The following is a 23636-nucleotide window of genomic DNA, read 5'->3' as shown; positions in this document are numbered from 1 at the left end:
AACTGAAAACAATAATTGAATGAAAATAGGCTTGCTATTCGGTTCATTTAACCCCATTCATATTGGCCATTTAATAATAGCCAACTACCTGGCCAACCATACCAATTTAGACAAAGTTTGGTTGGTGGTATCGCCTCAAAACCCCCTAAAAAAATACGGCGACCTGATTAATACTTATGATAGGTTAGAAATGGCGCGCCTGGCCACAGATAATGCCCATAACATAGCGGTAAGCGATGTTGAGCTAAAACTGCCACAACCATCCTACACCATTGATACCCTTACCCATTTAAAAGAAAAATACCCGGAGCATGAATTTGCCCTGATCATGGGATCAGACAACCTGGTATCGTTACCTAAATGGAAAAACTATAAACTGATATTGCGCGATTACCGAATATATGTTTACCCTCGCCCTGGCTATGAAAATGCCGAACTGGCATCGCACCCATCTGTGACCATTACTATGACGCCACAGATGGAGCTATCTGCAACCTTTATCCGCAAATCCATCGCCGAAAAAAAGAATGTGCAATACTTTGTGCCCGACCCTGTTTTGAAATTTATCGAAAGCAAAAGCCTTTATAGCAATTAATTCTGGGTGATTGGCTGATGATGCTCATGGCATGCTTCGGCACATGCAAGGCAAGCCTCGGCGCATTGCTGACAATGGTCATGTTGGTGCTTGCCACACTCATTGCTGCAAAGACGGCATATCTCTTCGCATAAAACTAAATACTGATGCGCTATTACCGAATTACGCTTTAACAACCTTGCGGCCTGCGCACAAATATCGGCACAATCCCTATCCAGCTTTATACAGGCCGCCATATCTTTAACGTTGTCTTCGTCTAAGCATGAGGTAGCACAGTTTTCGCAAGCCAATACACAATCCAATAATTTTTGAATTAATGCTGTATGATCATGATTTTCCATAATAATTAAATTTAAGTCCCTTATAAATCAATGATCGCAGGTAAATAATGTTTTAATTATTTAATTTAATTTTGTTGCCGTGAGCGAAAAAACAATCCTTAAGCTACAATTACCAACCGACCCTATCTGGGTTAAAAATGTGGTAGAAAGCAATATTGAAGAGTTACTAACCGACCATGCCTATTGCGAGCAAAAGGCAGCTACTAATGCCATTACTTTAATTGTTCAAAATCCAAACCTATCAGACATGGTACAGCAAATGATAGATTTGGCGCAAGAGGAAATAGACCATTTTAAACGGGTGCATGAAATTATATTACAACGAGGTTTTACCCTGGGCCGCGAGCGTAAGGACGATTATGTAAATGAACTGCGTAAGTTTATTATAGTTGGCGGCGGCAGGGAAGCGCAATTGATTGATAGACTGCTATTTTCTGCAATGATTGAGGCACGCAGTTGCGAGCGTTTTAAAGTATTGTCTGAAAATATTAACGATGAGGAGTTATCCGTTTTTTATCATGAACTGATGATAAGCGAGGCTACCCATTACACGATGTTTATTGGCCTGGCTAAAAAGCATGCCGAAACTATTGATGTAGATAAACGCTGGAAAGAGTTTTTAGCTTTTGAAGCGCAGGTAATACAAAATTACGGTAAGCAGGAAACCATACACGGCTGATTCATCTATACACTTAGCCCACTTACCGATACATTGATTGTTAGCTAGTTGTAATAACGTTGCTTTGTAATATGTCTGGATTTAAAGTATATAAAATTATAATACATGTTGCGGCCTGGCTATTATTTATGGCTTTGCCGCTATTGTTTTTAAATGGCGGCCCCTATGGCAGCGCGAGTAATTCATTATGGGTTTTAAAAGACTCTTCTTATTGGATTTTTTGTCTTACCTATATCTCGCTTTTTTATATAAACGTTTATTTTTTAATACCACGTTTACTATTAAAAAGAAAATACCTTCAATATAGCTTTATCACCTTATTGCTATTTATCTGTGTTTACTTTTTGCGGCCATTTGACCAATTAATGCGGGCCAGTTTTACTCATTGGATAACAGAACAATTTGGAGCGCAACCAGGTAACGGTAGGCCAACTGAGCAAGGATTTGAGCGATGGGAAGAGAGAGGCGGAAGAAGCGACAGCAGTGAAAGAGCAAACATTGGCGAAGAAACGCAATGGAGAGGCGGAAGAAGCGACAGCAGTGAAAGAGCTAATATTGGCGAAGGAAGACAATGGAGAGGAGCACCTCGTACGGGCGAACGCGGACCAGGTGGTGGCCGTGGCTTTGAACGAGGTCTGGGTGGCCGTGGCCGCGGCGAATTTGGTGCAGGGCCGCGCTGGTACCCTATGGGTTATACCAGTACATTTATTTTTATATTAATAATGGCATTAAGCACGGCATCAAAAACCGTACAGCAATGGAAGCTTACCGAGCGCCGGATAGCGCAGGCCGAAGCTGATAAGGCAAGCGCCGAACTGTCGTTTTTAAAAGCGCAGATAAATCCTCATTTTTTGTTTAATACGCTAAACAATATTTACTCGTTGATATTAACCGGGAGCGAGAATGCGGCCGATAGTGTAATGAAGCTATCAAACATTATGCGCTATGTTACAGATGATGTAACCCACGATTTTGTACCATTGCAAAGCGAGATAGATTGTATAAATGATTACATTGAGTTACAACGGTTACGTATTGGCAAAAACTCGCCGATTGAGTTTACAGTATCTGGCGACCCCAAACGTAAAGTTATAGCCCCTTTGGTATTGATGACCTTTGTTGAAAATGTATTTAAATATGGGATAAGTAAAAGAGAGCATTCGCCTATATTTATAAAAATTGAAGTGTCGGATATAAGTATCTCATTTTTTTGTGAGAACCTGGTGTTTATTAATAAAGGCGAAACAGAAAATCCAAGTACCGGTATCGGTATAAAAAATACCGTGCAGCGCCTTAAACATTTGTACCCCGACAAATACATTTTAGATATTGTAAACGACAGTAAAGAGTATAAGGTTAGTTTAACGCTTCAATCATAAATTTATATGCCGCTAAAATGTATAGCTATTGATGATGAGCCTTTGGCGTTAGAACTGATAAAGAATTATGTAGCCCGTATCCCCGAGCTACAATTACTGCATACATTTGATGATGCCTTATCAGGTGCCGAATTTTTAAAAAAGGGTACAGTTGACCTATTATTTGTTGATATTAATATGCCCGATATAACCGGTGTTGAACTGGTGCGGTCATTGGAGAATAGACCCATGGTTATATTTACTACGGCGTATAAAAATTACGCTTACGAAGGGTTTGAACTGGAGGCCATGGATTATTTGTTGAAGCCAATTGATTTTAACCGTTTTTCAAAAGCAGTTGACAAAGCCCTGGAATACCATAAATATAAAAATACCGTCCCGGCCGAAGATAATACCGAAAGCTTATATGTGTACTCAGAGTACCGCATGGTAAAAATTGACCTGAAGGATATTGAATATATTGAGAGTATGGAAGATTATGTAAAAATACATCAGCATAACCAGCCTACCATACTTACCCTTATGCCATTAAAAAAGATACTTGAAAAACTGCCCGCCGATCAGTTTCAGCGCATTCATCGTAGCTATGCAGTGGCAGTAAACAAGGTAAGAGCTATTCAAAACCGTAAGGCCTACATAGGTACTGTACAGTTGCCTATTAGCGACAGCTACACTGATTTTATTAAAAATTGGGGAAAAAAGTAATTTTTTAAATTCTCCTATCCCATTTGTCGACACAAAAAGGCTATTCACCGACACTTCTTAGCGGCAGCTTTCAATTAGCCCGATATTTATATTGAAAAAAAGATACCCCTATTATTTGTACATTATTCATAACAGTACATAATGTAATACCCCTCTGGTAATACGTGCTAATTGGTGCACTATTACAACCTGTTACTTGGTTAGCGTTCCGGAACAACCGGGACGCTTTTTTTATTTTATTCCAATTACGTTTTTTAGGTAATTATCCATCATATCAATATCCACCACATCGTTTATTAAACCTATGTGCATATCCGGTCTGACTATAAGGGCCTTTTTCTTGCCGGCTGCAATTTCAAAGGCATCAAATATTTCCTGGTTTTTGGCTGATGGCGGCAGGTAAAAAAAGTTGATGAGCCCGGGGTAATTTTGCGTTAGCCATTTAGCCAGGGTAAATAAGTCTATCTCTTTCAATGTACCTAATGCAATAAACGTAAAGCCCGGTTTGCTGCACCATTCATGCAGGTCGGTTTCTTCTTGCTTCTTTTCGTCAAATACTTTAAAATAGGGCAGTCGGTCGCCGGCTTTTATTTGGGTAGCATTGCTTAGGTGTAAATTTATATTGCTATCACGGTAGCTGATATTTATCTGTGCCAATCGTTTAAAAAATAATTCGCGCAAATTTTTACTGTTCCATACAAATTTGAGTATGGGTGGCATCAACCATCTTTTGAATAATAGCGACAACCAGCCCTGAGAGGCTATCACCTTAAATATTTTATCAGTAGTATTTAATAACTCTTTAGCTACCGGCATACGCTCGATAGCGTAGCTTTCTAAAACAGTTTCTTTAATTTGTCCGTTTATTACCCCTGCCAGTTTCCAGCCTAAATTATAAGCGTCCTGCAAGCCGGTATTCATCCCTTGCCCGCCAACCGGCGAATGGATATGCGCCGCATCGCCTATTAAAAAACAACGCTGTCGTCTAAAATCATCTGCCATGCGGTGGTGCAATTTATAGGTGGTGAACCAATTATTATTAACCACATTTATAGATGTCGATGTAATGCTGTTTAAATGCGGCAATACATCTTCAAGTGCAAGCTCGTTCTTGTTTTCTATATCCGGCGTAAGATTTCCGATAATACGGAAACAGTTAGCTTCGGGCATTGGGAAAAATCCGGCGAAGCCATTATTAGCTAAGTATAATTGTACTTTGTCGCCATTGATCTTGGGATTGTCCAGTTCCAAATCCGCCAGAAAAAAGGTATGCTGGTAGGAGTCGCCTGTAAATGGAATGCTTAATTTTTTACGTACCGCACTATGCGATCCATCGGCACCTACTACCCAATCGCAGGTAAGCATCATGGTTTCGGCAACTGACTGTAGTTGTACCTCAGCTTGTTTACCATTTTGAGTCAGGCTAACTAGGCTGGTATCCCAATAAACCGGGCAGCAATTTTGTGTTAAATACTCTAATAAAAGGCGCTCGTTTTTACTTTGTTGATAAAGAAACACAAACGGGAACATTGTTTCACCTTCGCCAACATTGGCTAACGATAGTTCGGCCATTTTTTTTTCATCAGCATTAAAAACTACGCCGCCTGCCTGTTTGCCACCGTGTAATACACGGGCAACGACACCCATCTGCCTATATATCTCTAACGACCGTGCCTGCACCGCCAATGCTTTTGATTGGTTGGTTGGCCCTTGCTTGCTATCGATAATTATAGGTTGCACACCATTGCGCAATAGCTGCGCAGCCATCATTAAACCCGAAGGGCCCGCGCCTACTATTAAAACTTTGGTATGTTGCCCCGTTAATGCCATTTATTAAATACGCGATAACAGGAAAATAGTTGGCTTTTTATGCAGATCGGGCACGTTGGCCTGCCACTCGGCTATGGTTTTAGTTTGCACCATTTCGTCCAAAGCGGTTAAGTTGCAGGCAATACATAGCTTCGTTTTAGGATGCCCGCTTTTTAATATCTCCTCCAGCATGGGGTTATTACGGAAAGGGGTCTCAATAAATATCTGTGTCTGGCTCAATCGGTCCGATAAACCTTCCAGTTCTTTAATACGTTTGCTGCGCAGCACCTTATCAATAGGCAAATAACCATGAAAGGTAAAGCTTTGCCCGTTAAAACCGGATGCCATCAGCGCCAATAAAATGGAACTTGGGCCAACTAAGGGCACTACCTTAATACCTCGTTTATGTGCTTCGGCTACTATCTCTGCGCCGGGATCTGCTACGCCCGGGCAGCCAGCCTCGCTCATTAAACCTACATCCTTACCGCTGTTTAATCCTACAAAAAATGATTTAATGCTATCGCGGCTGTACTTGCCGTAATCATGTATCACCAGTTCGCTTTGCGGAGTTTTAAGCCCGGCCAGTTTTAAAAAGCGGCGCGCGGTTTTTTCATTCTCCACAATATACTCCTTTAAGCTATTAATGGTATCAGTTAAAAATGGCGTAAATGATTTTGCTGCCGCGTCTTCGGCAAGCGGTACGGGTATTAAAAAAAGGGTTCCGGTGGGCATATTGCAAAATTGCTCATTTTTGTTTAATTTAATGGGCATGAAAGGATAATGTCTTTATGAAATCATTAGGTATTAATTGGTTTATTGAAGGTTCAATAGATTTTGAGTATAAAAAATATATCCTGTTGGATTATTTGCAGGAGATAAACCGCCATTTTGATAAGAGTAAATTATATCCCAACCTAAGCGACCTGGTGTATCATTACAATAACCTGCGCTACTTTAAGCAAAATAAAACCATGCTGCAGCAGGCATTTCCGCAACGGTTAACGCAGGCAGATATTGATGCGGTAAAATTGACCTATCAAAAAATAGTGGAGGATGACAGCACCATGCTGGAGATCGAGCGCATCATCACTTACGCGATCGACAAAATGGACCCTGCTATACAAACCGGTAAAGAGATATATGATTTTGTAGAGAGCCGTTTGAGTATTGACCCTGTAGGCATTGTACCGCTAGTGCCCTTTAGTGGCTATTTTTCGCTGCGTAACGGCAACGAAAATACTAATTGGGTATATGAGTACCATTTGACCATTTTTGAGGGCAAAGACGATAAATACCGCGGCATTAACATAAGCCTGGTGGATACCTACCAGCATAGCTTGGCTAACACCCCCGAAACTATCAAACTGAACCTGATTAAAAGCCGAAAGCACCTGCCCAACCCGGCGGTATATTATGTGTATACAGATATTACTTTCCCGCTGGAGCAAACTTTATTGCCGATAGCCAAACGTAGTTTAGTAAAATTTATATCAGACGCGGCTGCGTAGATGTGCAAATGTGAGGATATGCAGATGTGCAGATGAAACGCAAAAGGCCTCGCTTTTAAAAGCAAGGCCTTTTCTATATTTCCTATTATATTTATTTTTTTGCCAGGGTATATTTACCCCAAAAATCGGTTGGTGCTGTCATGCCCTGCATATCGCCCATGCCACCCATACCGCGCACACGCATACCGCCTCCGCCGCCACCAAAGCCGCCGCCACCACCACCGAAGCCGCCGCCTCCGCCACCGAAGCCGCCGCCGCCGCCAAAGCCGCCGCCTCCACCACCGAAGCCGCCGCCACCACCCGGCATACCGCCTCCGGCCATCATGCTGTTTATCATAGCGCTAATGTCAAGGCCATTTAGTTTAAGGTTGTAAGCAAATTCGGGTTTTGATGTAGAGGTGTTAAAATATTTAAGCGGGATAGACATTTCGCATATCATGGCACCTTTATCATCATAGTCAACAGCAGCCTTAATACCATATACATTATATATAGATACTACACTATCCGCAATATCTTTAAAGCCAACCAGTTTAATTTCTTTAAATGTTTTAACCGCGTCTTTGCGCATTTTATCTATAGCTGCCGAATCCAGTTCTGTAGGTGCACCACCACCGCGCGATCCGCGGAAAGAAGACATTTGGTTACGAAAGCTATTGACATCTACCAGCGGGAAACTAATGATGTAAGCATTTTCTTCACTTTTTTTACCGTCGGTATTAATAGCCAGGTTAATACCACCCGCGGTGATCTTACTGGTTATGGCCTGGTCTGTCGCTTTAATAGCCAGGTAAAGGTTTTTATCATCATTAGCCAGTGTATAGTTTACACCAATGGTTTTATTATAGGCTTGTAAATTATCGCCCCAGTCGGTTAAACGGGCATCAACTTTAACATTGGCCGGTGCCCAAACGCTGGCTTCCTGTACATTAGGTAATTTTTGTGCTTGCGCAGATAAACCTGCCGCTGTAGCCAGTATTACTAAAGATATTTTGTTGATTGTTTGCAAAGATTTCATGCCACTTAACGCTTTAAATAGGTTTATTATTATTATAATATGACAAATTTAAGCTATTAATGTTACAATCTAATTTTAAAAAGCTGCCCATATCGGGAGCTTTTTAAAAAACTAATGCTTATCCCAATTTATCTTTCTGGAGAAGTACATTAATATGGATACTACAATAAATAGCGCGACGCTTCCTATCAGCAAAGCCAAATCCTCTAATTGTATAATCACATAAATAAATATGTAAAATATGGTTAGGATAATGGTAAATAATATAGCCGACTTTTTGTTTTTGAGCAAAGATGCAATAAAGCCTGCTACCAATGTTATAGTAGCTGCGGAGGCAATAAGGTATGCCCAATTATAGCCTACCTGTTCGGCAAATGACAGTAGCAGGGTGTAGTAAATAACCAGCGCGGCGCCTATCAGAATATAATTAAACACATGTATTTTTTGTTTACTGATCATCTCTGTTAAAAACAATGAGATGAAAGTGAGCAGGATGATCAAAATGCCATACTTGCTGGTACGCATAGTTTTTTGATATTGATCAACCGGTAATTTTAACTTTACACCAAACAGGGCGTCCTCGTGGTTATGCATATCATTAAGCAGGGTATCATTATTGGCCCATTGCTGTGCAAACGGGCGGTTAAAGTATAACATGCGCCATTTGGCGGTAAACCCTTTGTCATCTACTTTTCTGTCATCGGGTAAATAGCGCCCGTCAAAACTTGGGGTTTTCCAGTCGCCGGATACATCTACCGTAGTGGTTTTACCGCTATGCAAAAAGCGAAGTTCCTGGCTGCCTTTAAGGTCCAGGATAAAATCAAAAGGGATTGTTTTATCAATAGTTCCGCTAAGGTCAACGTTAGCCTGCAAACCGTTACTAAATAGTCCTTTTTCATTAAAAACAGGTTCGGCCTGTATGTTTTGGTTATTTGCTTTAATGTTAGGGTTGGTTTTTAATCCCTTCAGGTCAGATATACTGAACGTTATTTTAGCTTTATTCAGCAATAACTGTTCGGGGATTATAGAAAGCTTGGCTAATTCGGCTTTGAAATCCCCATCAACCTTAACTACGGTGTTATATACCACCGTTTCAAAAATGCCCCGGTTTAATATTTTTGATTTAACGGTCGAATTAAAATTTAATGCACCCGGTAATATATAGGCATTCTCAATAGTCTCTTTGGTAACATCTTTATTATTGGCATCCTTTTCTTTAACAAATTTTTTATAGGGTATTACCAACACTGGCCCCTGTATTAGCTGGCTGCCCGACCATTTATCTGAAATGTCCTGCTCCATCTCTTCCTGTCGGTGGCTTCGCTCATCAATTAAATTAGTTACCAGTAATGATGGTATAAGCAACAGTATGGTTAGCAAGCCAATAAACATTAATTTAACCGTAACCGACTCCTGGAGCCAGTTTAATAATCCTTGTGGTTTTTGAGGTTGTTGTATCATAATTATTATTTAAAAGTACTTTGTATTTCAAAGTAATTGGATAAAAAAATATAGGTTTAATTTTTAGCTGAATTTATTAATTGTTCCAAAGCATCCAAATGATCTTTAAAAGCTTTTTTGCCCTTGTTAGTTGCTTCGTAATTGGTATTAGGCTTACGGCCCAAAAATGATTTGTTTACCAAAATATATTCCTCTTTCTCCAACCCCTTTAAATGCGATGCCAGGTTACCGTCAGTAATATCCAGCAACTCTTTCAATGAGTTGAAATCATAACGTTGATTGGCAACCAGTACACTCATAATTTGTAAACGTATACGGTTCTCAAAAGCTTTATCTAATTTTTCAAAAGGAATTTTCACTTATCGTATTTTAAATACATCACACTACCATACACTATATGCAAAACGCCAAACCCAATGGCCCAAAATACCAGGCCATATCCCGGCAGGCAGGCGGCTATCAGGCCGAGTATAATTTCGCATAAACCTAAGTACTTTATATCAGTAAAAGTAAAATTGCTTGCCCCAATAAGTGCCAGGCCATAAAATACCAGCATTGCAGGTGCGGCTGTACCAAAATATCCGTTATATAAAAATATAAGTATGAGCAACCCGCCCGTTAACAGGGGTACCGCCATATGAAATAATAAGGCTTTGCTGGTATTGCCCCAAATAGGCTGTCCATTACGTTTGGCTTTTTGGTAACTTAATATAACGCTTGTAGCTACCGATGTTATTAAAACAACTATAGCTATCCATATCAAATAGGGTAATGCATGAAGAAATTGCAAAAAAGTAACATCACTATAGTTTAAAGAGGGATGATCCATGATGCAGTAGGCAGCTGCAGCACCTATTAAAGCATAAACACCGGCTAATATGCCCGATAATCCGCTAAGGGAAACAAACTTTGATGAACGCTCCATCAAACTGCGGATGGAAGCCAGATCGTCCTGTATTTCTTCTTTTTTCACTTAAAAGTACTTTGTTGTTCAAAGTAATGGATAAATATTTATATGTGCAAATATTTGCTTAAAAAATTAGTTAACTAATTTATGTAGAGAGATTACCATTCCTCCTGCTTTAGGCGGATCGTAATGACGCATGGAGAACTTGGGATTTACGGCTTCACTTCTTTATCCCGCTCACCGTCATGTTTTTCAGCATGTAATTCTGATTCGATGATATCCTGAACAAAATCATCTTTGTCTTTTTGGTCGCGCTTAAGTACCCAGACGATCATTACAATAACAGCTATTGCAATCGGTGCTATCCACCAATAATTTATCTCCATAATAATGGTATATTAGGTTTATATAAATATCGGCAATATTAACTATATCAGGGTTAAGTAATTGTTAAATTATTGTTTCATGCCATAATGTTCCAAAGTGTTCCACTTTCGCAAAATGGAACACCATACGTATAACGTTAAACGTATCAGGTAAAACCCAACTAAACTAACTTAGCCAAGGCTTCTTTAATACGCGGAATTGCTTGCTCAATATCCTGTAAAGTACAAGCCCCTACAGATGCCCTAAACCAGTTTACATCATCGCACGTACCAAAAGCCGAGAATGGCACAAAAGCTATCCTGGCTTCTTTGATGAGATAGAAGTTGATATCAGCAGAGTTTTTCAATATAGTGCCATCAGGTGTACTTTTGCCGGCAACATCAATTTTAATAGTTAAATAAATAGCTCCCATTGGTGCTATAGAATCTACCGCGAAGCCATCAGTTTTTAATTGCTGAAAACCTTTGTGCAATGCATTCAAGCTGGCTTGTACGCGCGATTTTAAGGTATCTAAATATTGGGTTACGGCAGTATCATCCAAAAGGTATTTGGCCATAGCCACCTGCTCGGCCTTAGGCGACCAAGCACCCATGTGGCCAACAATAGCTTTCATGTTATTGATAACCTTTTCCGGTCCAAAACCCCAGCCTACACGTACACCGGTAGCCGCAAAACATTTAGATGCACCGTCGATAAATATCACATAGTCCTTTAACTCGGGGCGTAAAGTAACCGGGTCAAAATGTTGGTTATCGCCAAAAGTTAGTTGAGAGTATATTTGGTCGTATAAAAAGTATAAAGGTTTTTCATCTGCAGCGCGGGTTTTGTTTTCGGCAATTACCAGGTCGCAAATTTCTTCCAGATCCTTTTTGTCAAACATGGTGCCCGTAGGGTTCAAAGGCGAACATAATGCCAACAAAGCCGCGCCTTTTATATGCGGGCGCAGCTCATCTGCCGTAGGCATAAAATTATTCTCGGCAGTGGTTTGCACCATAATCCCTTCGGCTTTCAGCAAATCGCAATAGTGGTTATTGTTCCATGAGGGTGCCGGGAAAACTACTTTATCACCGGGATCAACCACGGCTAAAAAGGTTGAATATATGAGCGGACGAGAACCGCCGGAAATTAATATCTCATGAGCGCCATAGTTTAAGCCTAAACGATTCTTTAAAAACACGGATACACTTTCACGCAGGGCTAATACACCATCTGCAGGTGGATAGTTGGTTTGATTTTCGGCATAGGCAGCCACAATCCCTTGTTTTAATTCATCAGGAATAGGGTAGATGTTCGAGTCATAATCGCCAATGGTTAGGTTGGCAATATTTTGCCCCTGGCGTTTTAATTCGTTGATCTCGCCGGCAATTTTTATAATTTCAGAGCCGCGCAGGTTTTGGGCTAATGCAGATACTTTCATTTTTTTGTAGAGGTGAAAGCTAAAAGACCAAAGCTTAAAGCTTTAATTTTATAATATGCAGATAGCTTTTAGCTTTCTGCTTTTACCTTTTCGTTATAAATAGGCTTTACGTAATTTGATTATCCTTATCCAATGCAATACCTTCATTACCGGGTATACGGGGTCTATCTCAAACCATTTTGCACCAAAATTGGCGCTGTTAGGGCGCTTATGGTGATTGTTTTGAAATAATTCGCCCAACATAAAAAAGTCAAACGGTGTGGTGTTTTTTGATTTATCGCCATTGTCGAAATTTGAATAGCCGTATTTATGTCCGCACCAGTTTACAATAGCGCCATGTATGGGACCCATTATAAAATGGATAGGTAATAATAAGTACATCCACCAATATTCTGCAAAAGCGATGTAAAAAGCAGTGTATCCTGCCATAAACAACAGGCGTGAAGCGTAAGTTGATCCCCAATAATCTATCAATCTCCACTCGGGAATATTGCCGGCAAACTGCGCATCAGGTTCCTTTAAGCGTTTTTCATATAACTTATAGCTTTGTGCCGTACGCCACATCATCTGGAAAACATCTGTGAAAAAATGAGGTGAATGAGGGTCTTTCTCGGTATCGCTGTAAGCATGATGCTCGCGGTGCATTATAGCATAAGCACGCGGGTTTAAAAAAGACGACCCCTGGAAAAAGAAAGTCAGGAAATGAAATACACGCTCCATAAATTTGCTGGTAACGTACATTTTATGTGAAGCATACCGGTGTAAATAGAATGTTTGAAAGAACAGCGACAGAAACCAGTGCGCTAAAAAGAAGGCTAATATGATCACGTATTGGGTATTATTAATTGGGTGTTGTTATAATATTATAATCGGCAAAGATACAATTAATGCTTTGACCGCTAAATAGTAAACGAATTATTAATCGGTATGTTTTGTAACTTAAATAGTTCGGCTAATAATTTATACGATTGCAGCCTGTCATTAAAATCTTCGGCAATGGTTACGGCAATAATTTCGTCCACACCATAGCTTTCGGCCAGGTTGCTTAAACGCTCTTTTACCATAGCGGGTGTGCCGGCAACCACGCGCTGGCGATTGTAACGTATGCGGTCCTGTTCGGGCAAGGTATATTCTGCATCTTTTACATCATCATAGCCTAATGGTAATATACCCGCGCCTTTTTCAAATTGTATAAAACGGTAATCCATTATAGCTTTATGTTGCGCTATCTTTTCTTCATCTTCTGAGCAAAAAACAAATATGGCCATGTTGGCTTGTGGCTCTTTCAGATCATCAGATGGTTGAAAGCGCTCTTTATACATCTTTACCGCCTGCGCGCCACCCACGGGATTTATAAAATGCGCGAACGAAAAGCCCATACCAAAATGCCCGGCAAATAAACCGCTTTGTCCGCTTGAACTTAGCAGCCACATGGCCGGTACTGTTTTTACCTGCGGTATGGCCCTTATTTTTTGCTGAATAGTTCCCGGAACGGCACGGTCATGAAAATAGTTAACCAGGTCTGCCAACTGTTCTACAAAATCCTGCTCCCTGAATTGGTTGGATGGGTTGAGCATGGAAGCAGTTATACGATCCGTACCCGGTGCGCGGCCCATGCCCAGATCAATACGGCCCGGTGCTAACGCTTCCAGCATCCTGAAGTTTTCGGCAACTTTTAGCGCGCTGTGGTTGGGCATCATTACGCCACCCGATCCAACACGTATATTTTTAGTTTGCGATGCCAGGTATGCTATTAGTACCTCGGGCGTTGAACCTGCCAGGCTACCGGTATTATGATGCTCTGATACCCAAAAACGGTAAAAGCCTAATTCATCTGTATATTTTGCTAACGCGATGGTTTCCTGTACGGCCTGCTCGGCAGTTACGCCTTTCCTCACCGGCGATTGATCCAATACGCTTAAGCGGATATTTTTTGTGTCCATATTGTTTGTATAGAACGCAAAAATACAGGCAAGGTTGTAGTTGGCGAAGCTAATGCCGTATTATGGCATTGGGGTTACATAAAACCAACCAATTCGGATGTCATCCTGAGCTTGTCGAAGGATGCGGTGTAGGCCAGCCCGATATGGTTCGACGGGCTCACCATGACAACGCTCTTTTATTCCTCTTCTTCCTCACCAGACAACTCTAAAATGGTATCGGCCTGTTTAAAGTTACTGCGCACAAAATGGCACCAATCGCATTCTTTTTTACCGCAGCCGGTATTAAAATCGTGGTTTTGTATTTTTTGATAAACAGTTTTTACTTGCCCGGTGACCGTGGCAACGTCATCGGGTGTGATAAATACCTTCTCTTTATGGTATTCACCTTCGCTGATGGGTTCCACAAAATCAAACTGGGCGCCAACTACCTCCCAGTCATTGGTAGGGTCGTTATCTATCAACAGTTTATAAAATACAGCCTGGCGCCAGTAATCGCCACCATTAGGTTGGTCATTGGTAGGGCGGATGAACTTGTTTTTTTGACCCTCTAACGAGTTTTTAGGTTTACCCGTCTTATAATCTATTATGGTTACGTTTTTACCGTCAAACTCTATTTTATCCAGGTTACCTTTAATGGGTACGCCCTCCAGTTCAATGTTTTTAATGGCGCGCTCGGTAACGGCAATTTTGTTCCAGGTAAGCACACTTTGCTCATAGTATGGCGGTAATATTTTATCACCATAATCCATGCGCAGTTTAAATTCCTCCTTGGTGAACGAGTCGCGGTTACGGTACATGTACCATTTAAACTCCTTCATAAATTGCTCGGTACTCGGGAAATTATTATCATCGTCCTTTAACCAACGGAAGGCTTTGTTTAGCGCCCAGTGTACAGCCTGGCCAAACGTAGCAGACGGACTTTTGCCCGACGGCACTCTTATCAAACACTGAAAATAAAACCGCAGCGGGCAATCTAAAAAGTTATTCAAGTGAGTTACCGACAGGGTGTAATTTTGCAGCAACTGGTTAATGTAGTTATGATCCAGCAGTTCAACTTTGGGTTTATCTTCTTCGCTAAACTGGGTGGCATAAAACTCCAGCATGGCATCTTCTTCAACTTTTGGATGCTGGACAACCAATTCGGTATCGGCTAATATCTCCCCAATAAATTGCGATGCTTCCTGGTCCTTTCCTTTTTTATCTTTATTAGCGTAGGATATCATTAAACATTGTTTGGCACGGGTTAGCGCCACATAAAATAAACGACGGGCTTCTTCTTTTTGCGCTATATCATCTGACGAGGCTTGTGTTAAAGTATCCGGGTAACTAAAGCTGGTATTACGGCCCTTGCTATCCCATATTTTTTTATCACAGCCAATAAAAAATACGTGCTCAAATTCCTGCCCTTTTGAACCATGCGCAGTAAAGAAGTTAACCCCGTTGTCTGAAAATATGACCTGGTTCAGATCCAGCCGGATGTTATGGCTCTTCATAGTTTCAATAATAGCCAGCAGGTCAGCTATTTTAATGCCGGGGTTTTTGCGGCTTTCGTCTTTTAAAAAGTCAAAAAAGTTGGTGAGCACCTGCATATGCGCGCCTTTATCCGGCTGCTGCATAATGTACCGTAGTATGCCCATTTTGGCAATAACCTGTTGAAATAACTGCTGTAAAGTAACGCTTGCCGCCTCGGTCAATAACAGTTCAATATTATTGATCAGGTATTTCATCTCTACATTTTGCTGCGCATCAAATAAACCGGGCTGTGCAGCAGGGGTACGCATCTCGCTGATGTACCGGCGCAAAGATGTTTTAGGCTGATTATTACTGAATGCGCTAAAGTTTTCTTTAGCTACTGCCACACTCGCCTTGGCGGCTTCAATGGGCGGAATGTTAAAGAAATCGTAATGTAATATTTCAAACAGCAGGTCGTCGCCACTATAAGGGGTTTCCAGTTCCAAAGCCAGGTAACGCAGTATATTAATGATCTTTTCGCCAAAGGGCATGGTCAGGATATCAATTTTACGGCGGGTGTTTACCGCTATTTTCTGTACTTCTAAAAAGTGCAAAAGTTCTTCAACCTGACTGTGGTTGCGGTAAATTACGGCTATCTCGTTTGGCGGTGTTCCCTTTGCTATTAGCCTTTTGATCTGCATAGCCACATCCACCACTTCCTGCCCGGGATTATCATACTCGCGGATAGATGGTACAACTACTTCTTCCTCAAATCGGGGATGTGATGCTTTTAAATTTTTATCAAGCTTTAATTGCTTGGTCAATCGCTCACTATTATTGTCAATTAACGCACGGGATATATCTAAAATATGCTGATTGGAGCGGTAATTATGTTTTAATATTACAATTGATAGCCAGCGTGCATAATCACTATAAAAGTCCAATATGTTTTTCATATTAGCACCCTGAAACTTGAAGATAGATTGATCATCATCACCTACTACAAAAACGTTAGGGTTATCCCAGTAGCTTAATAAAAACTTGAGCAACTCGTTTTGCGACCCGCTGGTATCCTGAAACTCATCTACCAAAATATATTGGTAACGCTCCTGGTAAAAGCGCAGTATATCCTCGTTTTCGCGGAAGGCTTTAAGCACCCATTGGATCATATCGTCATAATCATAGCGTTTATTTTCTTCCATTTTAGCAGCATAGCGCTGGTATTCACCCGCTGCTACTAATAGCTTTTTCATCAGATCGCGTACGGCATCAATATCCCTTTGCTTAGGATCGCCTATGCTGATGCCTTTTGCGGGATTGGCCCTCTTATATATATAAGCTTCACGGTTCGGTAAGTCCTGCAGATATTCTTCTACCGCTTTTTCTATCATGGCTTGGTTCCAGTTCTCACGCTTCATATCAGAGAATAGGTTCTTTAACCTTGGTATATCGTAGTAACGTTCGCCGGTAAATCGCTTCAATAAATGATCGTTCGGGAACTCATCCACCAACTCCCTAAACAACATAGCCGATTCCAGATCAGACAATGGCTCCAAATTCAGTTTGCCAAAATACTCCAGGTTCTCCTGGATGATCTCATTACAAAAAGCATGGAAGGTATAGATGTTAATGCGGTATGCATCGGGTCCGATAAATTCAAATAAACGCTTGCGCATGGCAACCGCGCCGGCATCAGTATAGGTTAGGCACAATATCTCGTTGGGTCGGGCATCAGTATCGGTTAAAATTTTACCAATACGTGCCGCCAGTATCTGCGTTTTGCCGGTACCGGGGCCAGCCACTACCAAAACCGGGCCATCCATTTTATTTACGGCGGCTAATTGCTCGGGGTTTAAGCCGGCTAATGCTTCCTGGAATTTGGCGTTGTATTTATTGAATTGTGATTGCATAATTGATATAAAGATAGCCAAAAAGTTATCTTTGATGAGCCAAAAATATTCTGATGGATGAGTTAATGTACGATGATAAAACGTTTGATAAGCTGGTTTATTCCAGGCAAAAACTAACGGGCAAAGAATTTCAAAGCTGTGTGTTCAAGAACTGTGATTTTAGCGAAGCCGATTTTTCCACCACCAAGTTTATAGAATGCACTTTTGAAAGCTGCAACCTATCCATGGTGAAGTTTGAACGAACCACTTTAACCGATGTGGTTTTTAAAGGTTGCAAAGTAATGGGTATTAACTTTAGTCCTACACAGGATTTTCTATTCAGTATAAGTTTTGATGATTGCGTGTTGGATTATTCATCATTTATGGATAAAAAAATGGTGAAGACAATTTTTAAAAAATCATCACTCAAAGAAGTAACTTTTAGCCGTGCGGTATTGACCGGTTCTGTTTTTGACGAATGCGATTTGAACAGCGCCATCTTTAATCAAACAGATTTAACCTCAGTTGATTTTTCAACTGCCTATAATTACATCATCGAGCCGGAATTGAATATCATTAAAAAAGCCATTTTTTCAGCACAGGGATTGCCGGGGTTATTAACCAGTTATGGCATCAAAATAGTTTAGTCTGCGATCCACTCACTCACAATTTTTGCGGATAGTAAGCAAAGCGGGATACCCCCGCCCGGGTGTACACTACCGCCGCAAAAGTATAAGCCTTTAATTTTTGACGACTTATTAGCATGGCGCAAAAACGCCGCGAATTGGCTATTGCTGCTGGTGCCATAAAGCGAGCCCTGGTAGGATGATGTTTTGCTTTCAATACTCCGCGGATCTAATATACTTTCGGTAGTAATTAATGGGCCCATATCTTCACCCAGCAATCGTGATAACTTGGTGATGATGTTTTTGCGGGCATCAGCAATCAGCTTATCCCAATCCTGCCCGGTGTTGGCTGGCACATTGATCATCGTGAACCAATTCTCGCAACCTTCGGGGGCATCATCAGGTTTTAATTTGGAGCTGATGTTGAGGTAAATGGTTGGGTCGTAGTATATAACCTGTTCTTTCCAAATGTGGTCAAACTCCGCTTTATAATCGGCACTAAAAAAAATGTTATGCAGGTCGAGTTTGGGGAACTGCTTTTTTATCCCCCAATAAAATATCAATGCCGAACTGCTACGCTCCTGCTGCAGTATTTTTTGCGGATGTAAATTCGGGTGAACCTTCAATAGCTTTTTGTAAGTGTACCAAACATCCATGTTAGATATAATCAAATCGCTTTCAATTAACTCCCTATCTACTTTAATTCCTGATACTTTTTCGCCATCTACCACCACTTCATCCACCCGTGAATTATAATTAAACTTCACTCCTAATGAGGCTGCCAAATCAACCAATGCGATTGTTATACTATGCATACCGCCTTCGGGAAAATAAGCCCCAAAATGCTGCTCCAAATGCGGAATAACATTTAAGGTTGCAGGTGCAGTATAGGGGTTTGAGCCATTATAGGTAGCATACCTGTCGAAAAGCTGCACCATCCTTTTATCCTTAAAAAAGCCTTTATTGGCCTTGTGCATGGTGCGCATGGCATCTATCTGCGGCAAGCGCAAAATAGATTTGACCGTATCCCACCTTAAAAAGGTTTTAAGCTGATGCAGAGATCGCTCTAAAAAAACATGATTGGTAATGTTATAAATATTGCGGCTATTGGCGATGTGGTTCTCTACCGATGCAGAAGGTTCGCCCATTTTATCAGTAACCTCTTTGGCAAACTTTTCTGAATCTGCAAACGCAGTCAATTGCGTGCCATCCTCATAAAAATATTGGCAAACCACATCCAGCTTTTGGTAGTTAAAATACTCGGACGGGTTTTTGCCAGCCAGTTTAAAAAGGTCGTCCACATATTGCGGCATAGTAAACAAGCTTGGCCCGGCATCAAAACGGTAGCCGTTCTGTGTAAATTCTGTTAGCTTACCTCCGGGATAATTATTGGCTTCAAAAACCTCCACCGTGTATCCTTTAACCGCTAAACGGATAGCGGTAGCAATCCCGGCTATACCGGCGCCTATAATAAATGCTTTTTGTGGAGGCATGCTGTAAAGTTACTAAGGTATAGTAACAATGCTACTTATTGGGGAAATATATACTCATTTAAGTTAGCGATAGTGTTTTTTAGCGTCCAATTACGTATGTTTATTATTGGTATAATAAATGCAAGTGGCATATACTATAAATTAAAAAAAATTGCATTTTTAATACTCTTTAATTAATTAACACTTGAGTACACTGCCTGTAAAACCATCACTAATTTGCGGACCGGAATGTTTGGCCAAAACTTCGGCTCATCAGCAGCATTTAAGTGTTGCCGACCAGGCAAAAGAATTTATAGCGGGTATTTTTAGTACTGCCGACTGGCCCGCCCGTTGGGTATGCGGTACCTGGAGCGAGTTTCATGGCTGGTTATACATTTTCTCCGATCTGCTGATATGGGCATCTTACTTTGCCATTCCTGTTTTATTAATATTACTGGTAAAACGACGCAAGGATCTGCCTTTCCTTGGGGTTATTCATTTGTTTATCGCTTTTATTATTTTATGCGGATTAACCCATTTGCTTGACGCCCTGCTGTTTTGGTGGCCGGCTTACAGGATAAGCGCTATTTTAAGATTCGCTACAGGTGTTGTTTCGGCCATTACCGTAATTGCCCTTTATAGAGTATTGCCTAAAATACATTCGCTACGTACGGTAGAAGACCTGAAGCAGGAAATTGACGAACGTAAGGAACTGGAAGATAAACTTTCGCAAAGCGAGTTTTTATTATCAGAAGCCGGCCGCATGGGTAAAATGGGGGGCTGGGAAACAGATCTGCTTACCTTCGAATCTGTATGGTCAAGGGTGATATATGATGTTTATGAGTTACCCTACGATTATGATACCAGTAAGCATGATATTGATACCTATTTTTTAGAACCATATAATACAACCTTAAAAACGGTTATTGACGATGCCATCCACAAGGGCAAAAAATGGGATATTGATGTGCAGATACTCACTGCAAAAAAGAACCTGCGCTGGGTACGTTCCTACGGTGAACCGGTTTATGACCGCAATGGAATAGTGGTTAAACTGCGCGGTGTATTTATGGATATTGAAAGGTTTAAAAATACCGAGATATCATTAAATAAATCAATGGAGCTGGTGTCGCAAAATAATATGCACCTCAAAAGTTTTACGCATATTTTATCGCATAACATCCGTAACCATGCTAATAACATAGCTGCTGTATCTGCGCTGGTAGAGACATCAACATTGGATGAACATAACAAGGACCTGTTTGAAAAGATCAAAAGGGTATCTGCAGGATTGAATACTACTTTAAATGACCTTACTGACGCGATAAAGATCCGTGAGAATGTGCCGATGGCAGAGCATCTGAATTTTAATGAGGTAACCCATAAGGTACTGGAAGTAATAGAATCGGATGTTAAAGCCAGCAAAGCACAAATTGATCTGGATTTCGCGGTAGAGAATATTGATTTCCCGAGGGCTTACCTGGATAGTATTATTTTGAACTTATTGACCAATGCCATCAAGTACCGGAAGCCGGATGTTGACCCGCATATCACTTTAAAAACCTATATCAATAAAAAGCACCATGTAATTTTAGAGTGTAAGGATAACGGCATGGGTATTGATTTGGAGCAGCACGGTGCCAAAGTTTTCGGACTATATAAAACCTTCCACCAGCATGCAGATGCCAATGGGGTAGGCTTGTTCCTGATCAAAATACAGATCGAATCGCAAGGCGGAAGTGTGGAGGTAGACAGCACGCCGGGCTTGGGCTCAACCTTTAAGGTTATATTTAACGAGATAGTATAAACAAAAAGGGATGATTTAATAATCATCCCTTTGCGAAAATTGATCTCTAATTATGCATCTTGATGAATGCCTTCGCGTATTTCTTCAATCATTTTTCGGTTAAATGCTTCCAGGTCATCAGGCTTGCGGCTGGTAACTAACCCATGGTCAACCACAACTTCTTCATCTACCCATTCAACACCTGCATTTTTCAAATCAGTTTTTAAAGATGGGTAGGATGTCATGCGCCTGCCGCTCAGCTTGCCTGTTTCAATTAAGGTTTGCGGTCCATGACAAATAGCCGCAATGGGTTTACCCTCATCTAAAAATGCGGATACAAAGGCAACCGCGTCTTTATTTTGTCTTAGCTTATCAGGGTTAAATACACCACCCGGTAAAACCAGTGCGTCGTAGTCATCGGGATTTACCTCGCTTAACGATTTGTCTACATCAATTTCAATACCCCAGTCGGTACTGTTCCATGCTTTGATCATGCCGCTTTTGGGTGATATGACATGCACGGTTGCCCCCGCTTCTTTTAACGCCATCAAAGGGCTGGTTAATTCTATCTGCTCAAATCCTTCTTCGGTAAGGATAGCTACTTTTTTATTACTTAAATTGGCCATAATCTACACTCCTCTTTTATAATTTATATTACAATCTGTTATATAAATTACAGCCGGGCATGGTAATGGTTTTAATTTTTTGAAACAAAAAAGGGATAGTCAACCAACCATCCCTTTTTGCCGGAAACTAATCTATAGTCTCCAATCACTAATCTCTAACTAAGCTTCTACAGCCTGCCCCACTAAATTCTTCGCCACTAAATATTCAGCAATTTGTACCGCGTTGGTAGCGGCACCTTTACGCAGGTTATCGCTAACAATCCAGCAGTTTAAGGTATTTGGCTGGCTCTCATCACGGCGGATACGGCCCACAAATACTTCATCCTTGTCATGCGCGTCAAGCGGCATTGGGTATTTTAAATTAGCAATATCATCAGTAACAATTATACCCGGCGATTTTGCCAATAAAGCTTTTACTTCTTCTACATCAAAATCATTAGCAAACTCAATGTTAACCGACTCTGAGTGTCCACCCATAACCGGGATACGCACCGTAGTAGCCGTAACACGGATGCTGTCATCGCCCATGATCTTGTTGGTTTCTTTAACCATTTTCATTTCCTCTTTGGTGTAGCCGTTTTCGGTAAATACATCAATTTGAGGTAAAACGTTCAGGTCAATTTTGTACGGATATGCCATAGGGCCATCAATACCTTTACGCTCGTTAAATAACTGCTCAACAGCTTTAACACCCGTACCGGTTACTGATTGGTAAGTAGAAACCACCACACGTTTAATTTTGTATTTATCATGCAATGGTTTTAAAGCCACTACCATTTGTATGGTTGAGCAATTTGGGTTGGCTATGATCTTATCCTCAGGAGTTAATACATCGGCGTTAACTTCGGGCACAACCAGTTTTTTGGTTGGGTCCATGCGCCAGGCTGATGAGTTATCAATTACCGTAGTACCTGCCGCTGCAAACAACGGTGCCTGCGCGGTTGAGGTGCTGCCACCTGCCGAAAACAAGGCAATATCCGGTTTCTGTTTAATCGCATCCTCAACAGAAATTACCTTATACTGCTTGCCCTTAAAAGTGATCTCTTTACCTACACTTTTTTCTGATGCAACCAATAATAATTCTGTTACCGGGAAGTTGCGTTCTTCAAGAACCTGCAACATTTTGGTGCCCACTAAGCCCGTAGCACCTACAACTGCGATTTTCATTTCTTTTGTTTGTTTATAAATAATTTAATTACTTGAACCCCAAATATCGGGATTTTTTTGTTTGGGTGGGATGCGTATTGTTATTTTAAGTTCATGTTTTTAAAAATCATGGTTTACACAACTTAACACATTTTGATGTTAACTATGGTTTAATGTATTGATAATTAAATACTTATGATTTTTTAACGTCAAAAAGTGTAAACCATGATTTTCCAGGATTATAAATTTGGACTAACGGGATAATTGATATGCCACAAGAATACTCTCCTTGTCAATAATTTTTTCAGTGACTTCGACGCAACTGCCTGTAGGAAATTCCCATAACTCGTCCTCTGTGTCATACAAATTTGATTCATCAATTTTATATATATTATTACCTAAATCGGTAGCAGTAACTGGCCGATAAACATCAGTTCCTTCATTAAGTAATTTTACATAGATAGTTTTTCCCATTGGGCTATAAATCAGG

23 protein-coding genes are annotated in these 23636 nt (G+C 40.8%); 7 read left to right on the top strand and 16 right to left on the bottom strand.

From position 1 onward, the window contains the following. Nucleotides 1-19: 19 nt before the first annotated feature. Nucleotides 20-595 (top strand): nicotinate (nicotinamide) nucleotide adenylyltransferase, encoded by a 576-nt coding sequence (gene nadD, locus ACYVJ6_RS13855; RefSeq protein WP_460694685.1) that lies wholly within the window; start codon nucleotides 20-22, stop codon nucleotides 593-595. On the opposite strand, the gene ACYVJ6_RS13850 is transcribed toward nadD, so the two are convergent. Beyond that, nucleotides 592-936, bottom strand: coding sequence for a four-helix bundle copper-binding protein (locus ACYVJ6_RS13850; RefSeq protein ID WP_460694684.1), 345 nt, complete (start codon nucleotides 934-936; stop codon nucleotides 592-594). The genes nadD and ACYVJ6_RS13850 overlap by 4 nt on opposite strands. A gap of 79 nt (nucleotides 937-1015) precedes the next feature. Between ACYVJ6_RS13850 and ACYVJ6_RS13845 the strand changes: the two genes are divergently transcribed. From ACYVJ6_RS13845 to ACYVJ6_RS13835, 3 genes are all read left to right on the top strand, one after another. Further along, on the top strand, nucleotides 1016-1615 hold the full coding sequence (locus ACYVJ6_RS13845; RefSeq protein WP_460694683.1) for a MiaE family protein: 600 nt from the start codon (nucleotides 1016-1018) through the stop codon (nucleotides 1613-1615). A 71-nt stretch (nucleotides 1616-1686) separates the two neighbouring features. After that, complete coding sequence (locus tag ACYVJ6_RS13840) at nucleotides 1687-2994, top strand: sensor histidine kinase (RefSeq protein WP_460694682.1); 1308 nt, start codon at nucleotides 1687-1689, stop codon at nucleotides 2992-2994. A 6-nt stretch (nucleotides 2995-3000) separates the two neighbouring features. Beyond that, nucleotides 3001-3699 (top strand): LytR/AlgR family response regulator transcription factor, encoded by a 699-nt coding sequence (locus tag ACYVJ6_RS13835; RefSeq protein ID WP_460694681.1) that lies wholly within the window; start codon nucleotides 3001-3003, stop codon nucleotides 3697-3699. 231 nt (nucleotides 3700-3930) lie between these two features. Here ACYVJ6_RS13835 and ACYVJ6_RS13830 read toward each other — a convergent pair whose 3' ends face one another. Both ACYVJ6_RS13830 and ACYVJ6_RS13825 read right to left on the bottom strand, forming a co-directional pair. After that, the gene (locus ACYVJ6_RS13830; RefSeq protein ID WP_460694680.1) at nucleotides 3931-5529 is read right to left on the bottom strand and encodes an FAD-dependent monooxygenase; all 1599 of its coding nucleotides are present in this window, start codon (nucleotides 5527-5529) and stop codon (nucleotides 3931-3933) included. 3 nt (nucleotides 5530-5532) lie between these two features. Continuing rightward, the gene (locus ACYVJ6_RS13825) at nucleotides 5533-6240 is read right to left on the bottom strand and encodes an SAM-dependent methyltransferase (RefSeq protein WP_460694679.1); all 708 of its coding nucleotides are present in this window, start codon (nucleotides 6238-6240) and stop codon (nucleotides 5533-5535) included. Between the two features lie 56 nt (nucleotides 6241-6296). On the opposite strand from ACYVJ6_RS13825, the gene ACYVJ6_RS13820 reads away from it, so the two are divergent. Further along, the gene (locus tag ACYVJ6_RS13820) at nucleotides 6297-7016 is read left to right on the top strand and encodes a hypothetical protein (RefSeq protein WP_460694678.1); all 720 of its coding nucleotides are present in this window, start codon (nucleotides 6297-6299) and stop codon (nucleotides 7014-7016) included. A 91-nt stretch (nucleotides 7017-7107) separates the two neighbouring features. Here the strand turns inward: ACYVJ6_RS13820 and ACYVJ6_RS13815 are convergent, their stop codons facing one another. From ACYVJ6_RS13815 to ACYVJ6_RS13775, 9 genes are all read right to left on the bottom strand, one after another. Beyond that, on the bottom strand, nucleotides 7108-8034 hold the full coding sequence (locus ACYVJ6_RS13815) for a DOMON domain-containing protein (protein WP_460694677.1): 927 nt from the start codon (nucleotides 8032-8034) through the stop codon (nucleotides 7108-7110). Between the two features lie 111 nt (nucleotides 8035-8145). After that, nucleotides 8146-9495: a cell envelope integrity protein CreD gene (gene creD, locus ACYVJ6_RS13810; RefSeq protein WP_460694676.1), complete on the bottom strand. Its 1350-nt coding sequence runs from the start codon at nucleotides 9493-9495 to the stop codon at nucleotides 8146-8148. A gap of 56 nt (nucleotides 9496-9551) precedes the next feature. After that, nucleotides 9552-9854, bottom strand: coding sequence for a winged helix-turn-helix domain-containing protein (locus tag ACYVJ6_RS13805; RefSeq protein ID WP_460694675.1), 303 nt, complete (start codon nucleotides 9852-9854; stop codon nucleotides 9552-9554). Continuing rightward, nucleotides 9851-10468: a hypothetical protein gene (locus tag ACYVJ6_RS13800; protein WP_460694674.1), complete on the bottom strand. Its 618-nt coding sequence runs from the start codon at nucleotides 10466-10468 to the stop codon at nucleotides 9851-9853. Before ACYVJ6_RS13800 ends, ACYVJ6_RS13805 begins: the two co-directional genes overlap by 4 nt. A gap of 146 nt (nucleotides 10469-10614) precedes the next feature. Continuing rightward, nucleotides 10615-10788, bottom strand: a complete 174-nt coding sequence (locus ACYVJ6_RS13795; protein ID WP_460694673.1) for a hypothetical protein — start codon at nucleotides 10786-10788, stop codon at nucleotides 10615-10617. A 161-nt stretch (nucleotides 10789-10949) separates the two neighbouring features. Further along, nucleotides 10950-12206, bottom strand: coding sequence for a pyridoxal phosphate-dependent aminotransferase (locus ACYVJ6_RS13790; protein ID WP_460694672.1), 1257 nt, complete (start codon nucleotides 12204-12206; stop codon nucleotides 10950-10952). 93 nt (nucleotides 12207-12299) lie between these two features. Beyond that, on the bottom strand, nucleotides 12300-13034 hold the full coding sequence (locus ACYVJ6_RS13785; protein WP_460694671.1) for an acyl-CoA desaturase: 735 nt from the start codon (nucleotides 13032-13034) through the stop codon (nucleotides 12300-12302). Between the two features lie 71 nt (nucleotides 13035-13105). Beyond that, complete coding sequence (locus ACYVJ6_RS13780; RefSeq protein ID WP_460694670.1) at nucleotides 13106-14149, bottom strand: LLM class flavin-dependent oxidoreductase; 1044 nt, start codon at nucleotides 14147-14149, stop codon at nucleotides 13106-13108. A 176-nt stretch (nucleotides 14150-14325) separates the two neighbouring features. Beyond that, entirely contained in the window at nucleotides 14326-17511 is a 3186-nt protein-coding gene (locus ACYVJ6_RS13775; protein WP_460694669.1) for an ATP-dependent DNA helicase, read from the bottom strand. Between the two features lie 53 nt (nucleotides 17512-17564). Here ACYVJ6_RS13775 and ACYVJ6_RS13770 point away from each other — a divergent pair, with 53 nt between their 5' ends. Next, entirely contained in the window at nucleotides 17565-18137 is a 573-nt protein-coding gene (locus ACYVJ6_RS13770; RefSeq protein ID WP_460694668.1) for a pentapeptide repeat-containing protein, read from the top strand. On the opposite strand, the gene crtD is transcribed toward ACYVJ6_RS13770, so the two are convergent. Beyond that, nucleotides 18134-19609 (bottom strand): 1-hydroxycarotenoid 3,4-desaturase CrtD, encoded by a 1476-nt coding sequence (gene crtD / locus ACYVJ6_RS13765; RefSeq protein WP_460694667.1) that lies wholly within the window; start codon nucleotides 19607-19609, stop codon nucleotides 18134-18136. The genes ACYVJ6_RS13770 and crtD overlap by 4 nt on opposite strands. A 184-nt stretch (nucleotides 19610-19793) precedes the next feature. On the opposite strand from crtD, the gene ACYVJ6_RS13760 reads away from it, so the two are divergent. Then, complete coding sequence (locus tag ACYVJ6_RS13760; protein WP_460694666.1) at nucleotides 19794-21395, top strand: sensor histidine kinase; 1602 nt, start codon at nucleotides 19794-19796, stop codon at nucleotides 21393-21395. 50 nt (nucleotides 21396-21445) lie between these two features. Here ACYVJ6_RS13760 and ACYVJ6_RS13755 read toward each other — a convergent pair whose 3' ends face one another. From ACYVJ6_RS13755 to ACYVJ6_RS13745, 3 genes are all read right to left on the bottom strand, one after another. Further along, nucleotides 21446-22000 (bottom strand): type 1 glutamine amidotransferase domain-containing protein, encoded by a 555-nt coding sequence (locus ACYVJ6_RS13755; RefSeq protein ID WP_460694665.1) that lies wholly within the window; start codon nucleotides 21998-22000, stop codon nucleotides 21446-21448. 159 nt (nucleotides 22001-22159) lie between these two features. Next, nucleotides 22160-23167, bottom strand: a complete 1008-nt coding sequence (locus tag ACYVJ6_RS13750; protein ID WP_460694664.1) for an aspartate-semialdehyde dehydrogenase — start codon at nucleotides 23165-23167, stop codon at nucleotides 22160-22162. Between the two features lie 231 nt (nucleotides 23168-23398). Further along, nucleotides 23399-23620 carry a hypothetical protein gene (locus tag ACYVJ6_RS13745; RefSeq protein WP_460694663.1) on the bottom strand — a complete coding sequence of 74 codons (222 nt, stop codon included), beginning with the start codon at nucleotides 23618-23620 and terminating at the stop codon, nucleotides 23399-23401. Nucleotides 23621-23636 lie beyond the last annotated feature (16 nt).

It is taken from the genome of Mucilaginibacter puniceus, from assembly GCF_054783175.1.
The sequence above is the reverse complement of the archived record's forward strand: the minus strand, read 5'-3'. Positions and strand labels throughout refer to the sequence as shown.

Excerpts from the sequence above, each read along its gene's own strand:
- ACYVJ6_RS13850 (WP_460694684.1), bottom strand. The coding sequence starts at position 936 with ATGGAAAATCATGATCATACAGCATTAATTCAAAAATTATTGGATTGT.
- ACYVJ6_RS13755 (WP_460694665.1), bottom strand. The coding sequence starts at position 22,000 with ATGGCCAATTTAAGTAATAAAAAAGTAGCTATCCTTACCGAAGAAGGA.
- ACYVJ6_RS13815 (WP_460694677.1), bottom strand. The coding sequence starts at position 8,034 with ATGAAATCTTTGCAAACAATCAACAAAATATCTTTAGTAATACTGGCT.
- ACYVJ6_RS13750 (WP_460694664.1), bottom strand. The coding sequence starts at position 23,167 with ATGAAAATCGCAGTTGTAGGTGCTACGGGCTTAGTGGGCACCAAAATG.
- ACYVJ6_RS13770 (WP_460694668.1), top strand. The coding sequence starts at position 17,565 with ATGGATGAGTTAATGTACGATGATAAAACGTTTGATAAGCTGGTTTAT.
- ACYVJ6_RS13745 (WP_460694663.1), bottom strand. The coding sequence starts at position 23,620 with ATGGGAAAAACTATCTATGTAAAATTACTTAATGAAGGAACTGATGTT.
- ACYVJ6_RS13835 (WP_460694681.1), top strand. The coding sequence starts at position 3,001 with ATGCCGCTAAAATGTATAGCTATTGATGATGAGCCTTTGGCGTTAGAA.
- creD (WP_460694676.1), bottom strand. The coding sequence starts at position 9,495 with ATGATACAACAACCTCAAAAACCACAAGGATTATTAAACTGGCTCCAG.
- ACYVJ6_RS13790 (WP_460694672.1), bottom strand. The coding sequence starts at position 12,206 with ATGAAAGTATCTGCATTAGCCCAAAACCTGCGCGGCTCTGAAATTATA.
- ACYVJ6_RS13840 (WP_460694682.1), top strand. The coding sequence starts at position 1,687 with ATGTCTGGATTTAAAGTATATAAAATTATAATACATGTTGCGGCCTGG.
- ACYVJ6_RS13825 (WP_460694679.1), bottom strand. The coding sequence starts at position 6,240 with ATGCCCACCGGAACCCTTTTTTTAATACCCGTACCGCTTGCCGAAGAC.
- ACYVJ6_RS13795 (WP_460694673.1), bottom strand. The coding sequence starts at position 10,788 with ATGGAGATAAATTATTGGTGGATAGCACCGATTGCAATAGCTGTTATT.
- ACYVJ6_RS13775 (WP_460694669.1), bottom strand. The coding sequence starts at position 17,511 with ATGCAATCACAATTCAATAAATACAACGCCAAATTCCAGGAAGCATTA.
- ACYVJ6_RS13830 (WP_460694680.1), bottom strand. The coding sequence starts at position 5,529 with ATGGCATTAACGGGGCAACATACCAAAGTTTTAATAGTAGGCGCGGGC.
- ACYVJ6_RS13780 (WP_460694670.1), bottom strand. The coding sequence starts at position 14,149 with ATGGACACAAAAAATATCCGCTTAAGCGTATTGGATCAATCGCCGGTG.
- crtD (WP_460694667.1), bottom strand. The coding sequence starts at position 19,609 with ATGCCTCCACAAAAAGCATTTATTATAGGCGCCGGTATAGCCGGGATT.
- nadD (WP_460694685.1), top strand. The coding sequence starts at position 20 with ATGAAAATAGGCTTGCTATTCGGTTCATTTAACCCCATTCATATTGGC.
- ACYVJ6_RS13820 (WP_460694678.1), top strand. The coding sequence starts at position 6,297 with ATGAAATCATTAGGTATTAATTGGTTTATTGAAGGTTCAATAGATTTT.